A 13,959-nucleotide genomic window follows, 5' to 3' on the forward strand; every position below is an offset into this window, starting at 1 on the left:
ATGAATTACCGCATTTCAACCGAACCGGGCGCGAAACTGCGCATCGACAAATGGCTGTGGGCGGCGCGCTTTTTCAAGACGCGTTCGCTGGCGGCCGACGCGGTCGAGAAAGGGCGGGTGCGCATCGGCGGAGCGGTCGTCAAGCCGGCCAAGGAGGTGCGCGTTGGCGATCTCGTCGAGGTCGAGATCGAGCACATCGTGTGGCAGGTGGAAGTGCTGGGCGTGTGTGACGTGCGCGGCCCGGCAAGCGTCGCGCAGACGCTCTATGCGGAAACCGGGGAGAGCAAGGTGAAGCGGCAGGTCGAGCACGAACGGCGCAGGATGTATCGCGAGCCGGCCGCCGCGTTGCATGGGCGGCCGACCAAGCGCGACCGGCGCTCTATCGACAGATTTTCAGATGGGGATTGAAAAACTGCTCCATCGTGGCGTGCACTCCGCCGTATTCGGTGGTGTGGTCGTTGACCGCACCGGACATGCAGATGGTCGTGGTGCCCGCGATCAGTACCAATGCGACCACCCCGATTGCAAAGGTCAGTTTCACGGTAATCCCCTTGGGAAGATTGAGGACCGAAACAGGCTGAATCGGTACAACTGTCAGACGTCGGTAAGGCCTACGTCAGATTAGGGTTAACGTGGCTTTTCCGGTGTATGAATGGAGAATAGGCCAGTTACTGGCCGCACTCAATCTCAATATGATTGCGCCACGTTAATGGTTGTTACGGCGCGTTTCGCCTGCCCGCCGGTGGTGCGAAAAGACCTCGGGGAGCCGCTTGAAACGGCTCCTTCCGGCCCCATCTGCAGTTTTAATATGCGGTTGCGCGCGAAAGCGCGTGTCGCGATTTTGCAACGCACAAATCGCGGGGCGTTTCATGTGATAGCGCCGCCGTTGGCTTTTACTTTTTAACGACTTTCAGCGACATGGAAAACACGCAAGAGAACCCGACGAGCCAGAATCCCACGCCCGCGGACGAAGCCGCGCGTCAGGCCGCCGAGGCCGCAGCCGCCAGCCAGGAAACGGCCGCGGGCGCCGAGGCGCAAGCGCCGGCAGCCGGCGAACAGGCGCTGGCCGAAGCTCAGGCGAAGATCGCCGAGTTGCAGGAGAGCTTCCTGCGCGCAAAGGCCGAAACCGAGAACGTGCGTCGCCGCGCTCAGGAAGACGTGGCCAAGGCGCACAAGTTCGCGATCGAGAACTTCGCCGAGCATCTGCTGCCGGTGGTCGACAGTCTCGAAGCGGCCGTCGCCCACTCGTCCGACGACCTGCAGAAGGTTCGCGAAGGCGTCGAACTCACGCTGCGTCAATTGAGCGGCGCGCTCGAGAAGGGGCGCGTCGTTGCCATCAACCCGGTCGGCGAGAAGTTCGACCCGCACCGTCATCAGGCTATCTCGATGGTGCCGGCCGAGCAGGAGCCGAACACCGTCGTCACGGTGCTGCAAAAGGGTTTCGTGATCGCTGATCGCGTGCTGCGCCCCGCGCTCGTGACCGTCGCGGCGCCGAAGTAAGCGCCACGGGGCTTCCGGTACCTGCCGTACTGCAATGGCGAGATTGCGAAGCAGGCGATGCCCGCGCAGTCCGACGCGGTCCGCGCGCCCGGTCCGCAGTGGTTTCAGGGCCCCGTCCGCGAACATTGCGAACCGGGCCGGTGGCCTCCGCCGCAGACGGCGCACCGGCTGAGGGAGCAGGCTCGGGCAATCAGTCCCGCAATTGAAGAAATTTAAAGACCGCATCGCAAAAGAGGTCTTGAAAACGATGTGGCCGCACTCATTTTGAGTGCAGGTATGAATTGAGAGCGGGCGCCTCCCGGCCAGATGGGCCAACAGGGCGCTTCCCGCAGCGATCAAAGTCAGGAGATTAGTAAAAATGGGCAAAATCATCGGCATCGATCTGGGCACGACCAACTCGTGCGTGGCGATCATGGAAGGCAACTCGGTCAAGGTGATCGAGAACTCGGAAGGCGCGCGCACCACGCCGTCGATCATCGCTTACATGGAAGACAGCGAGATTCTCGTTGGCGCGCCGGCCAAGCGTCAGTCGGTCACGAATCCGAAGAACACGCTGTACGCGGTCAAGCGCCTGATCGGCCGCCGCTTCGAAGAAAAGGAAGTGCAGAAGGACATCGGCCTGATGCCGTACAAGATCATGAAGGCCGACAACGGCGACGCATGGGTCGAAGTGCGCGATCAGAAGCTGGCTCCGCCGCAGATTTCCGCGGAAGTGCTGCGCAAGATGAAGAAGACCGCTGAAGACTACCTCGGCGAGCCGGTCACCGAAGCGGTGATTACGGTTCCGGCGTACTTCAACGACAGCCAGCGCCAGGCAACCAAGGACGCTGGCCGCATCGCCGGTCTGGAAGTCAAGCGCATCATCAACGAACCGACTGCCGCTGCTCTGGCTTTCGGTCTGGACAAGGCTGAAAAAGGCGATCGCAAGATCGCGGTGTACGACCTGGGCGGCGGTACGTTCGACGTGTCGATCATCGAAATCGCTGACGTCGACGGTGAAATGCAGTTCGAAGTGCTGTCCACGAACGGCGACACGTTCCTCGGCGGTGAAGACTTCGACCAGCGCATCATCGACTACATCATCGGCGAGTTCAAGAAGGAGCAGGGCGTCGATCTGTCGAAAGACGTGCTCGCGCTGCAGCGCCTGAAGGAATCGGCTGAAAAGGCGAAGATCGAACTGTCGTCGAGCCAGCAGACCGAAATCAACCTGCCGTACATCACGGCCGACGCGTCGGGTCCGAAGCATTTGAACCTGAAAATCACGCGTGCCAAGCTGGAAGCGCTGGTTGAAGAGCTGATCGAACGCACCATCGAGCCGTGCCGCGTCGCGATCAAGGACGCGGGCGTGAAGGTCGGCGAAATCGACGACGTGATTCTGGTCGGCGGTATGACCCGCATGCCGAAGGTGCAGGAAAAGGTCAAGGAGTTCTTCGGCAAGGATCCGCGCCGCGACGTGAACCCGGACGAAGCCGTGGCCGTGGGCGCCGCGATTCAGGGCCAGGTTCTCTCGGGCGACCGCAAGGACGTGCTGCTGCTCGACGTGACCCCGCTGTCGCTCGGCATCGAAACGCTCGGCGGCGTGATGACGAAGATGATCAACAAGAACACCACGATCCCGACCAAGCACGCGCAGGTCTACTCGACGGCTGACGACAATCAGGGCGCCGTGACGATCAAGGTGTTCCAGGGCGAACGCGAAATGGCAGCGGGCAACAAGCTGCTCGGCGAGTTCAACCTCGAAGGCATTCCGCCGGCACCGCGCGGTGTGCCGCAGATCGAAGTGAGCTTCGACATCGACGCGAACGGCATTCTGCACGTCGGCGCGAAGGACAAGGCGACCGGCAAGGAAAACCGCATCACGATCAAGGCGAACTCGGGCTTGTCCGAAGCCGAAATCGAGAAGATGGTGAAGGACGCCGAGGCGAACGCGGAAGAAGATCACAAGCTGCGTGAGCTGGCCGATGCCCGCAACCAGGGTGACGCGCTCGTCCATAGCACGAAGAAGGCGCTCACCGAATACGGCGACAAGCTGGAAGGCGGCGAGAAGGAAAAGATCGAAGCTGCGCTGAAGGACCTCGAAGACACGCTGAAGAGCGCGTCGAGCGACAAGGCTGCAATCGAAGCGAAGATCGAAGCGGTGGCAACCGCCTCGCAGAAGATGGGCGAGAAGATGTACGCCGACATGCAGGCTGCGCAAGGTGCCGAAGCGGCAGCAGCGGGTGCGGCAGGCGCGGCGGGTGCCGGTGCATCGGCGGGCGCGAGCCAGCAGGCCGACGACGTGGTCGACGCCGAGTTCAAGGAAGTGAAGAAGGACTAAAGCCAGGTCGTCATCCGACCGTAAAGCCGCGCACAGCAATGTGCGCGGCCCGGCTGCATAGTAGGACCGGCGTCCCTTCGGACGGCCTATGTGCAAGAGCGGTTATCGCGCCTGGCGAGCCTTTTGGGCTCTCCGGGCACATTTGTTTTATGGAGGGCGTTGTTTTGAACCGTGTCGAAGCGGGCGAAAACAGCGGCCGGACGAGTCGTGAGACTCCAGCATTCAAGAGGAGCCACCGCGTTGCATTGCGCGAGTGGCGTTGAACCGATATGGCGAAACGGGATTACTACGAGGTTCTGGGCGTCGCAAAGAACGCGAGCGACGACGAAATCAAGAAGGCTTATCGCAAGCTCGCGATGAAGCACCACCCCGACCGCAATCCGGGCAACAAGGATGCGGAAGAGCATTTCAAGGAGGTGAAGGAAGCCTATGAAATGCTCTCGGACTCGCAAAAGCGTGCCGCGTACGACCAGTACGGCCACGCGGGCGTCGATCCGAACATGGGCGGGGCCGGCGCGCAAGGCTTCGGCGGTTTTGCCGATGCGTTCGGCGATATTTTCGGCGACATCTTCGGCCAGGCGGCCGGGGGCGCTGCACGCGGCGGCGGCCGTGCCGGCCCGCAGGTGTATCGCGGCGCCGATCTGCGCTACAGCATGGAAATTACGCTCGAGCAGGCCGCGCACGGCTACGATACGCAGATCCGCGTGCCGAGCTGGGTCTCGTGCGAAGTCTGTCATGGTTCGGGCGCGAAGCCCGGCACCAAGCCGGAAACCTGCCCGACCTGTAGCGGTTCGGGTTCGGTGCGGATGTCGCAGGGCTTTTTCAGCATCCAGCAGACCTGCCCGAAGTGCCACGGCACCGGCACCTATATTCCCGACCCGTGCGGCCACTGCCATGGCGCGGGCAAGGTGAAGGAAACCAAGACGCTGGAAGTGAAGATTCCGGCCGGTATCGACGACGGCATGCGTATCCGCTCGGCCGGCAACGGCGAGCCGGGCATCAACGGCGGTCCGTCGGGCGATCTCTACGTCGAGATTCACATCAAGCAGCACTCGGTGTTCGAGCGCGACGGCGACGACCTGCATTGCCAGATGCCGATTCCGTTCACCACGGCGGCGCTCGGCGGCGAGATCGAAGTGCCGACGCTCGCGGGCCGCGCGAGCTTCACCGTGCCGGAAGGCACGCAGTCGGGCAAGACGTTCCGTCTGCGCGGCAAGGGCATCAAGGGGTTGCGTTCGAGCATCGCCGGCGATTTGTACGTGCACGTGCAGGTCGAAACGCCGGTCAAGCTCACCGATACGCAGCGCGATCTGCTCAAGCAGTTCGAGAAGGCGCTCGTGGAAGGTGGCTCGCGGCACAGCCCGCAGAGCAAGAGCTGGTTTGATCGGGTGAAGAGCTTCTTCGATTAATCGCAGTCTGATTTGGCGGTAAGCATGACGGCGGATGAGCGCGGCGCGGTGTTCGCGCTGCTCGACGATTGCGGCGCAACGGCGGCGCGCCGTTCGAGTCGTCTGTATACGGGTTTTACGCATGAGCGGGTCTGCACGGAGGCCGCGCAGCTCGAAGCCGTGTGCGAAAGCGTCGTAGCGGACACGCGCAGCGGTTTGCACGCCGTCGTGCTCGCCGATTATGAATTTGGCCGCGCGCTCGTGGGTCTCGGTGCGCGCCGGCTCGCAGAAACTGAAACGCAGCGTGGCCATGCCGCGCTGCGTTTTTTATTGTTCGAACGCTGCGCGAGGCTTTCGCGCGAAGAGGTCGACGCGTGGCTGATGGCGCGCGACAACGACGCGTTCGAGCCTTCAGTCGCGGGCACAGCCAACGTGCGCGCGAGCGTCGATTCCGCGCAGTTCAATGCGGCGATCGGGGCGATTCACGCCGCCCTGCGCGCGGGCGATTCCTATCAGGTCAACTACACGTACCGGCTCGGCTTCGACGTATTCGGGCCGCCCGTCGCGCTGTACCGGCGCCTGCGTGCGCGTCAGCCGGTGCCGTTCGGCGCGCTCATCGCGTTGCCGGGCGGCGCTTGGGTGCTGTCGTGCTCGCCGGAGCTGTTCGTCGAGAAGCAGGGCGCCACCTTGCGCGCGCGGCCGATGAAGGGCACGGCCCCGCGCTCGGACGATCCAGCCGCTGACCAGCGGACCGCCGAATTCCTCGCCAACGATCCGAAAAACCGCGCCGAGAACGTGATGATCGTCGATCTGCTGCGCAACGATCTGTCGCGCGTCGCGCAGATCGGCTCGGTGAAGGTGCCGGCGCTGTTTTCGGTGGAGCCGTATGCCTCGGTCTGGCAGATGACGTCGACGGTGGAGGCGGCGTTGCCAGACGGCACCCCGTTCGCCGCGATCCTGCGCGCGCTGTTTCCGTGCGGCTCGATCACCGGCGCGCCGAAGCATCGCACGATGCAACTGATCGACGAACTCGAAAGCACGCCGCGCGGACTTTATACCGGCGCGATCGGCTGGCTCGATGCGCCTCGTGCGGGTGTTGGAGGCGCGTTGCAGTCGGACGCTGCCGGTGACGCCGGTGACGCCGGCGAAGCGGCGGCGAACGGCTCTTCCGGCAGTGATCTCTGCGGCGATTTCTGCCTGTCGGTCGCAATCCGCACGCTGACATTGAAACCCTCCGCGCAAACGGGCGAGACGGCCGCTCTGCAAGGCAGCCTGGGTATCGGTGCGGGCATCGTCCTCGACAGCGTCGCCGCCGACGAACATGCGGAGTGTCAATTGAAAGCGCGTTTCCTGACCGGCGCCGAGCCGGGCTTCGAACTCTTCGAAACGATGTATGCGACGCGGGAAGACGGCGTGCGGCATCTGGCGCGCCACTTGCGGCGCCTGTCGTCGAGCGCCGCGACGCTCGGCTTCAGCTTCGACGAAAGCAGCATCCGCGCTCAGATTGCCGCGCAGTGCGCGGCACTGCCTGCGCAAACGCCGTATCGCATGCGGCTCGCATTGGGCAAGAGCGGCACGGCGCAGATCGCCGTCGCGATACTCGCGCCGTTAGCGGATTCGACCGTTGGCGTTCTGCTCGGCTCCAGACAGCAGTTCGCGCCGACACGTGCTGACGATCCGCTATTGCGCCACAAAACAACGCGCCGCGCCGACTACGACCGCGGCTGGCGCGAAGCCGAAGCGAAGGGCGCGTTCGATACGCTGTTTTTCAACGAGCGGGGTGAGTTGACCGAAGGCGGCCGGTCGAACGTGTTTGTGAAGCTCGTCGGGCAATGGTGGACGCCGCCGCTGGCGTCGGGCGTGCTGCCCGGGGTGATGCGAGGCGTGTTGCTCGAAGAGGCATCGGGCCTGCAGGCCGGCGAAAAAGTGCTGACGGAGGCAGATGTGCTGAACGCTGAAGCGCTGCTGGTGTGCAACGCGTTGCGCGGCGCGGTGCCAGCGCGGGTCGTTCGCTAGAACACGGAAGCGGGATATCAGAACGCGTACTTCAGAACGCCTACTTCAAAACGCCCGCATTAAAACGTGTGCTCAGCACCAGGAAACGCCCCTTCCTTCACCGCGCGCACATACGCTTCCACCGCCGCCTGAATGCTCGGCTGTCCCTGCATGAAGTCTTTCACGAAGCGCGGACGCTTGCCCGGGAAAATCCCGAGCATGTCGTGCAGCACCAGCACCTGGCCCGAACAGTCGAGCCCCGCGCCGATGCCGATCGTCGGAATGCGCAACTGCTTCGTGACTTCGCCCGCAAGCTGCGACGGAATCGCTTCCATCACGATCAGTTGCGCGCCGGCCGCCTGCATCGCGAGCGAATCGCGCAGCAACTGGCTCGCACCGGCTTCGGTCTTGCCCTGCACCTTGAAGCCGCCGAACGCATGCACCGACTGCGGCGTGAGGCCGACGTGCGCGCACACCGGAATCGAGCGCTCGACCAGAAAGCGTACCGTGTCCGCGAGCCATTCACCGCCTTCGAGCTTCACCATCTGCGCGCCCGCGCGCATCAGTTCGACCGAGCTGCGGAACGCGTCTTCGCGCGTGCCGTACGTGCCGAACGGCAGGTCCGCGACGATCAGCGCCGAGGGCCGCGCACGCGCGACGCTCGCCGTGTGATACGCGATGTCGCCAAGCGACACCGGCAGCGTCGTCGCCTGGCCTTGCAGCACATTGCCGAGCGAGTCGCCGATCAGCAGCGCGTCGACGCCCGCGCGATCGAGCAGCGCGGAAAAGCTCGCGTCGTAGCAGGTGAGCATCGCGATCTTTTCTCCCGCGTCGCGCATTGCCTGCAGTTTCGGCACGGTGATCGCGCTCCGGCTCGCTTCCTGCAAATAAGTCATGGTCAATCCAATGAAAAAAAGAAATGGCCGTGCCGCCTGGAGCCGCTCAGAGCGACGTGCCTTTGACAAAGAACTCCTTGCGCCCGCGCATCGTCTCGATGCGTTCGGTGAGCAGCGCAAGGTCTGCGTCGGAGTCGAGCGGATTCAGGTGTTCGGCGTTGACCGTCAATAGGGGCGTGCGGTCGTAGTGGTAGAAAAACTCGTTGTACGCGTCGCAGAGCGCGCGCAGATACGCGTCGGAAATCTGCAGTTCCATCGGCACCGCGCGTTTCTGGATGCGCGCGAACAGCACCTCGGGGCTCGCCTGCAGATAGACGACGAAGTCCGGCGCCGGCGCGCTCACGTCGAGCCGTGCGGCGAGCGCGCGATACAGTTGCCACTCGTCTTCCTGCAAGGTCAGGCGCGCGAAGATGTCGTTTTTCTGCGTGAGGAAATCGGCGATCAGCGGCGTGCCGGTTGCCTGCGCCGCGCTCACTTCCTGCGCCTGCTGCGCCCGTTGCAGTGCGAAGTGCAGTTGCACGGGCAGCGCGTAGCGCGTGGTGTCGCGATAGAAGCGTTCCAGAAACGGATTCTCCTGCGGGCGTTCGAACAGCTCCTGCATCGACCAGCGTTGCGCGAGGCGCCGCGCGAGCGATGTCTTGCCGACGCCGATAGGCCCTTCGATCGCGATATAGCCGAACGGCGGGCGCAGTTGCGGCGCGGTGACTGTGAGCGGCGGCGAACTCATTCGCAGCGGCCCTTGCCGGCCGAGCCGTTGCCGGTCAGCGCGTTGAGCAGCGGGCATTGGCAGGGCGACTTCACCTTTTCGATGCGCTGGTCACTGACGCCGTCGAGCAGCGCGGCGGCGCGGCCGTGTTGCGGGATGATCAGCGCCTCGTCGATCTCGACGAGCGGTACGAGCGCGAACGCGCGCTCGACGAGGCGTGGATGCGGGACGATCAGATCGGCTTCGTCGATCGACTGCTCGCCGTAGAGCAGGATGTCGAGATCGAGCGTGCGCGGAGCATTGCGAAACGGCCGCTCACGGCCGAACTGATGCTCGATCTTGTGGCACAGCGCGAGCAGATGCCGCACGGGGAGCGTCGTCTCGAGCTTCACGACGCAGTTGAAATAGTCATCGCCGCCCGCGTCGATCGGGGCGGTGCGATACAGGCTCGATTTGGCGAGCACGGTGATGGTGTGCTGTTGGGCGAGGCACACCACCGCGTCTTTCAGGGTCTGGCGCGCGTCCCCGAGATTCGCGCCGAGGCCAAGATAAGCAACCGTCATGGCATAACTTCCTGCAACTATCGTTCAACGGCTTCCGCGAACGCTGCGTCAATCTTCGGGCGAGCCTTCGCGGCCCGCGTCGTTGTCCGTGCGTTCGGCTGGCGTGCCGCCCTCCATTCCGTCACCTGATTTGCGGTTCCTGGCGCCACCGCGCCGCCGTCGTTTTCTTGGGCTCCGGTCCTTCCCGCCTTGCGTGAGCAATGTCTCGCGCGCGGCGGCGTCTCCTTCGATGAACTCCGTCCACCAGGCACCGACCGACTCGTCGAGTTCGCCCGATGCGCAGCGCAACAGGAGGAAATCATACCCTGCTCTAAATCTTTGGTGTTCCAGCAGCTTCAGCGCGCTTCGGCCCGAGCGCTTCTCGAGACGCAACTGCAGGCCCCAGATCTCGCGCATGTCGGCCGAGAAGCGCTTGTGGATCGCGAGCTTTTCGGTCTGCATGTCGAGCACTTCGTCCATCGCGCGATGCAGCGCGGGCACCGGGTACTCGCCGTCCGCCTCGAATTTCTGCCAGCGCTGCTGCACGTCGTGCCACAGCAGCGTCGCGAACAGGAAGCCCGGCGACACCGGCTTGCCGGCGAGCACGCGGGCGTCCGTGTTGGACAGCGCGAGCGAGATGAAGCGCTCGCCGGTGGGTTGTTCGAGCACGACGTCGAGCAGCGGCAGCAGGCCGTGATGCAGGCCTTCCTGGCGCAACCGCTTCAAACAGGCGAGCGCGTGACCCGAGAGCATGAGCTTCAGCATCTCGTCGAACAGACGTGCGGCGGGCACGTTGTTGATGAGGTCGGCCATTTTCGCGATCGGCGCGCGCGTGGCGTCGTCGATGTCGAAGTCGAGCTTGGCGGCGAAACGCACGACACGCAGCATGCGCACCGGATCTTCGCGATAGCGCGTGGCCGGGTCGCCGATCATGCGCAACAGACGGGCGCGCATGTCGGCCATGCCGTTGTGATAGTCCAGCACGGTTTGCGTGGCCGGATCGTAGTACATCGCGTTGATCGTGAAGTCGCGGCGCGTGGCGTCTTCGTGCTGCTCGCCCCAGACGTTGTCGCGCAGCACGCGGCCGCTCGCGTCGACCGCATGGGTGCGGCGGTCGAGTTCGTCGCGCTTCAGGCGCTTCGGCGGCGCGGCGTCGGCCGCGGGCGGATCGACGAGCGCGCGGAACGTCGAGGTCTCGATGATTTCCTGGCCGAACTGCACGTGCACGATCTGGAACCGGCGGCCGATGATGCGCGCGCGGCGGAACAGTTTCTGCACCTGTTCGGGCGTTGCGTCGGTCGCGACGTCGAAGTCTTTCGGCTTCACGCCGAGCAGCAGGTCACGCACCGCACCGCCGACGATGAACGCGCGATAGCCCGCCTGCTGCAGCCCTTCGGTCACACGGATTGCGTTGCGCGAAATGAGCGTGGGGTCGATGCCGTGCACGTCGTGCGGAATGATGATGGGCACGTCCGGCTCGCGCGGGGCCGTCGCGGCCGCGGCTTTGCGGCGCGGCTTGCTGGCGCCGCCGGAGGCGGATTTCGCGCGGGCGGGCGCGCTGCCGGGGGCGTCTGCCGTGGCCTCGGCGGATGCCGCGCCGTCAGCGGTCGCCGCGTCCTGGCCCAATAGCTTGCGGATGAGTTTCTTGATCACGAGGGTTGAAAGAGTTCGAGGATGCGCCAGCCTTTGGCTTGCGCATGGGCGCGCAACGTGTCGTCCGGATTGGTCGCGATGGGGTCGGTGACTTTTTCGAGCAGCGGGATGTCGTTGTGCGAATCGCTATAGAAATAGCTGTGCTCGAAGTCGCTCCAGCTCTTGCCGAGCGAGGCGAGCCACATTTCGGTGCGTACGATCTTGCCTTCCTTGTAGCTCGGCGTGCCGGTGGGGTGGCCTGTGTAAGCGCCGTGCGGATCGCCGCCGACGGTCTCCGCTTCGCACGCGATCAGCGTATCGACGCCGAACGCCTGGGCAATCGGACGCGTGATGAATTCGTTGGTGGCGGTGACGACGCAGCACAGGTCGCCCGCTTCGCGGTGCTCTTTCACGAGTTCGAGCGCGGCTGGCTGGATGGCCGGCGTGATGACTTCGTGCATGTACTGCGCATGGAGGTCGGCGAGCTGCGCGCGCGAGTACTTCGCGAGCGGCGTGAGCATGGCGATCAGATAGGCGTGAATGTCGAGCTTGCCGGCCTTGTAGTCGGCGTAGAAGCGGTCGTTTTCACGGGCGAAATTTTCGGCGTCGACCATGCCTTTTTTCACCATGAAGCGGCCCCATTCGTGGTCGCTGTCGGTGGGGATGAGTGTGTGGTCGAGATCGAAGAGTGCGAGGTTAGCCATGGGGGCCTATTTTACTTGAAGCGGAAAAGGCGGCGTGTGAACTCGCCGGGTCAGCCGGAGAGGCGCCCGTGTCCGGGCCTGCGAGCGTGGCGGCTGAGGCGGCCGATGAGGTGGCGGTTGAGTCGGCCAAGGCGGCACATGCGCCCGATGCGCCGGATGCGGCCGGGCCGCCGGTGGAGCCAGCGGCCGCGCCGCGCCGCTCGTTCGCACCGGGCGAGGCGAGCATCGTGCGCAACAGCGGCAGCGTGACCGCGCGCTTCTGTTCGAGCGAGAAGCGGTCGAGCGCGTCGAGCAGCCCCATCAGGCTCGGCATGTCGCGGCGAAAATGCGTGAGCAGGTAGGCCGGCACGTCGTCGGCGAGCATGATGCCGCGCTCGCGCGCCGCGTGCTTGAGCACCGCGGCTTTCGCTTCGTCGGGCAGCGGCGCGAGATGGAACACGAGGCCCCAGCCCAGGCGCGTGCGCAGATCCTCGCGCACGGTCATGCCGATCGGCGGCGCGTTGCCCGCGGCGACCAGCGCGCTCGTCGGATGCGCGCGCACTTCGTTGAACAGATTGAACACGGCGATCTGCTGCGCGGCCGACAGTGCGTCGCAATCGTCGATCGCATAGAGCGCGACGCGCGGATCGAAGCTGAACGCGGCGAGGCTGCTCTGCGGACCGGCGAAGCGCGCATGACCCGGCGGCGCTTCGTGCACGAGCGCCTGCAGCAGGTGCGTGCGGCCGCTGCCGGTTTCACCCCAGACGTAGAAGGTGCGATCGGCGAGCGGCCCGGCGGCGAGCGCATTGTCGAGCTCACGCAGGCGCGTGACCAGCTCGGCGTTCGCGCCGGCGAAGAAATTGTCGAATGTCGATGGCGGCGGGGTGCCGAGATCGAGCGTCAGTTGACGAAGCACAGTGGGTTAATACCGGAAATAAGGCTCAGGCTGTAAATGGCCCGGACCTCGGGGCCTGAAACGTCGATCAAGCGGGTCAAACAGTAATCGGTGGTGGTGAAACGCTCGCTGGGGCGGCTCGCCCTGCCTCGCGGATCGCGACGGACAGGATCGCGCTCGCCGGCGGCATCGGGAAGTCGTATTGCAAGCTCTGTATTGCAAACCTGTTTCCCTGATGTGTCGAACGCGCGAATTCCAGCCAGGCGGCCAGCATCGGGTAAAATCGTATTTTACCGACCTTCGAGCACTTCCCCATGAATCAACCGAAATCCACCCAGCAGTCAACCGATTCGGCCCAAGGTTTGTCGTATCGCGACGCCGGCGTGGACATCGACGCGGGCGACGCCCTTGTCGACGCGATCAAGCCTTTTGCCAAGAAGACCCTGCGCGACGGCGTGCTGGGCGGCATCGGCGGGTTCGGCGCACTGTTCGAAGTGCCGAAGAAGTACAAGGAGCCGGTGCTCGTGTCCGGCACCGACGGCGTCGGCACCAAGCTGCGCCTCGCGTTCCAGCTGAACAGGCACGACACGGTGGGCCAGGATCTGGTGGCGATGAGCGTCAACGACATTCTCGTGCAGGGCGCCGAGCCGCTGTTCTTCCTCGACTATTTCGCCTGCGGCAAGCTCGAGGTCGGTACGGCGGCCACGGTCGTGAAGGGCATCGCTCACGGTTGCGAACTGTCGGGATGCGCGCTGATCGGCGGCGAAACCGCGGAAATGCCGGGCATGTACCCGGACGGCGAATACGATCTGGCCGGCTTCGCGGTCGGCGCGGTGGAAAAGAGCAAGATCATCGACGGCAGCAAGATCGCTCCGGGCGACGTGGTGCTCGGTCTCGCGTCGAGCGGCATCCATTCGAATGGTTTTTCGCTGGTGCGCAAGATCATCGAGCGCGCCAATCCCGATCTGAACGCGGACTTCGACGGCCGCACGCTCGCCGACGCGCTGATGGCGCCGACGCGCATCTACGTGAAGCCGCTGCTCGCGCTGATGCAGCAGATCGAGGTCAAGGGCATGGCGCACATCACGGGTGGCGGCCTCGTCGAGAACATTCCGCGCGTATTGCGCGAAGGTCTCACGGCCGAGCTCGATCATCGCGCGTGGCCGCTGCCGCCGCTGTTCTCGTGGCTGCAGAAGCACGGCGGTGTCGCGGATGCGGAAATGCACCGCGTGTTCAATTGCGGCATCGGCATGGCGGTGGTGCTCTCGGCGGCTGACGCCGAGGCGGCGATCGGTCTGCTGTCCGCGGCGGGCGAGCAGGTCTGGAAGATCGGCGTGATTCGCGAAAGCGCGGCCGGTGAAGCGCAGACGGTCGTGGTCTAAAAGTTTTTTGACGGCCCGCGCGG

At 64.5% G+C, this 13,959-nt stretch carries 12 protein-coding genes and 1 pseudogene; 6 read left to right on the forward strand and 7 right to left on the reverse strand.

Translation table 11 applies throughout. The features are described from left to right. Entirely contained in the window at window positions 1-408 is a 408-nt protein-coding gene (locus B9Z01_RS13445; protein ID WP_085483735.1) for an RNA-binding S4 domain-containing protein, read from the forward strand. Here the strand turns inward: B9Z01_RS13445 and B9Z01_RS35530 are convergent. Further along, the gene (locus tag B9Z01_RS35530; RefSeq protein ID WP_162842037.1) at window positions 380-541 is read right to left on the reverse strand and encodes a hypothetical protein; all 162 of its coding nucleotides are present in this window, start codon (window positions 539-541) and stop codon (window positions 380-382) included. The two genes, B9Z01_RS13445 and B9Z01_RS35530, sit on opposite strands and share 29 nt — an antisense overlap. A 377-nt stretch (window positions 542-918) precedes the next feature. On the opposite strand from B9Z01_RS35530, the gene grpE reads away from it, so the two are divergent. The 4 genes from grpE (at window position 919) to B9Z01_RS13465 (ending at window position 7,221) form a co-directional block, all read left to right on the forward strand. Further along, window positions 919-1,500 carry a nucleotide exchange factor GrpE gene (gene grpE / locus B9Z01_RS13450; protein WP_085483737.1) on the forward strand — a complete coding sequence of 194 codons (582 nt, stop codon included), beginning with the start codon at window positions 919-921 and terminating at the stop codon, window positions 1,498-1,500. Between the two features lie 358 nt (window positions 1,501-1,858). Further along, the gene (dnaK, locus tag B9Z01_RS13455; protein WP_085483739.1) at window positions 1,859-3,817 is read left to right on the forward strand and encodes a molecular chaperone DnaK; all 1,959 of its coding nucleotides are present in this window, start codon (window positions 1,859-1,861) and stop codon (window positions 3,815-3,817) included. A gap of 269 nt (window positions 3,818-4,086) precedes the next feature. Beyond that, window positions 4,087-5,226 (forward strand): molecular chaperone DnaJ, encoded by a 1,140-nt coding sequence (gene dnaJ / locus B9Z01_RS13460; protein WP_085483741.1) that lies wholly within the window; start codon window positions 4,087-4,089, stop codon window positions 5,224-5,226. 24 nt (window positions 5,227-5,250) lie between these two features. Continuing rightward, the gene (locus B9Z01_RS13465; RefSeq protein WP_085483743.1) at window positions 5,251-7,221 is read left to right on the forward strand and encodes a chorismate-binding protein; all 1,971 of its coding nucleotides are present in this window, start codon (window positions 5,251-5,253) and stop codon (window positions 7,219-7,221) included. Between the two features lie 59 nt (window positions 7,222-7,280). On the opposite strand, the gene panB is transcribed toward B9Z01_RS13465, so the two are convergent. The 6 genes and pseudogenes from panB to hda all read right to left on the reverse strand — a co-directional run. After that, window positions 7,281-8,096 (reverse strand): 3-methyl-2-oxobutanoate hydroxymethyltransferase, encoded by an 816-nt coding sequence (gene panB / locus B9Z01_RS13470; RefSeq protein ID WP_085483745.1) that lies wholly within the window; start codon window positions 8,094-8,096, stop codon window positions 7,281-7,283. A 46-nt stretch (window positions 8,097-8,142) separates the two neighbouring features. Then, window positions 8,143-8,823 carry a deoxynucleoside kinase gene (locus B9Z01_RS13475; RefSeq protein ID WP_085483747.1) on the reverse strand — a complete coding sequence of 227 codons (681 nt, stop codon included), beginning with the start codon at window positions 8,821-8,823 and terminating at the stop codon, window positions 8,143-8,145. After that, window positions 8,820-9,365 (reverse strand): 2-amino-4-hydroxy-6-hydroxymethyldihydropteridine diphosphokinase, encoded by a 546-nt coding sequence (gene folK, locus B9Z01_RS13480; RefSeq protein ID WP_085483749.1) that lies wholly within the window; start codon window positions 9,363-9,365, stop codon window positions 8,820-8,822. The genes B9Z01_RS13475 and folK overlap by 4 nt, the downstream gene beginning before the upstream one ends. Before the next feature lie 48 nt (window positions 9,366-9,413). Continuing rightward, window positions 9,414-10,997: a polynucleotide adenylyltransferase PcnB gene (gene pcnB, locus B9Z01_RS13485; RefSeq protein ID WP_085483751.1), complete on the reverse strand. Its 1,584-nt coding sequence runs from the start codon at window positions 10,995-10,997 to the stop codon at window positions 9,414-9,416. Next, window positions 10,994-11,680, reverse strand: a complete 687-nt coding sequence (locus B9Z01_RS13490; protein WP_085483753.1) for a histidinol-phosphatase — start codon at window positions 11,678-11,680, stop codon at window positions 10,994-10,996. The genes pcnB and B9Z01_RS13490 overlap by 4 nt, the downstream gene beginning before the upstream one ends. Window positions 11,681-11,879: 199 nt before the next feature. Beyond that, window positions 11,880-12,575 (reverse strand): annotated as a pseudogene (gene hda / locus B9Z01_RS13495) (DnaA regulatory inactivator Hda); the annotation flags it as partial. Window positions 12,576-12,868: 293 nt separating this feature from the next. Between hda and purM the strand changes: the two are divergent. Next, window positions 12,869-13,936 (forward strand): phosphoribosylformylglycinamidine cyclo-ligase, encoded by a 1,068-nt coding sequence (purM, locus tag B9Z01_RS13500; RefSeq protein ID WP_085483755.1) that lies wholly within the window; start codon window positions 12,869-12,871, stop codon window positions 13,934-13,936. Window positions 13,937-13,959: the final 23 nt, after the last annotated feature.

Source organism: Paraburkholderia susongensis (assembly GCF_900177725.1).
In the GTDB taxonomy this organism is placed as follows: domain Bacteria; phylum Pseudomonadota; class Gammaproteobacteria; order Burkholderiales; family Burkholderiaceae; genus Paraburkholderia; species Paraburkholderia susongensis.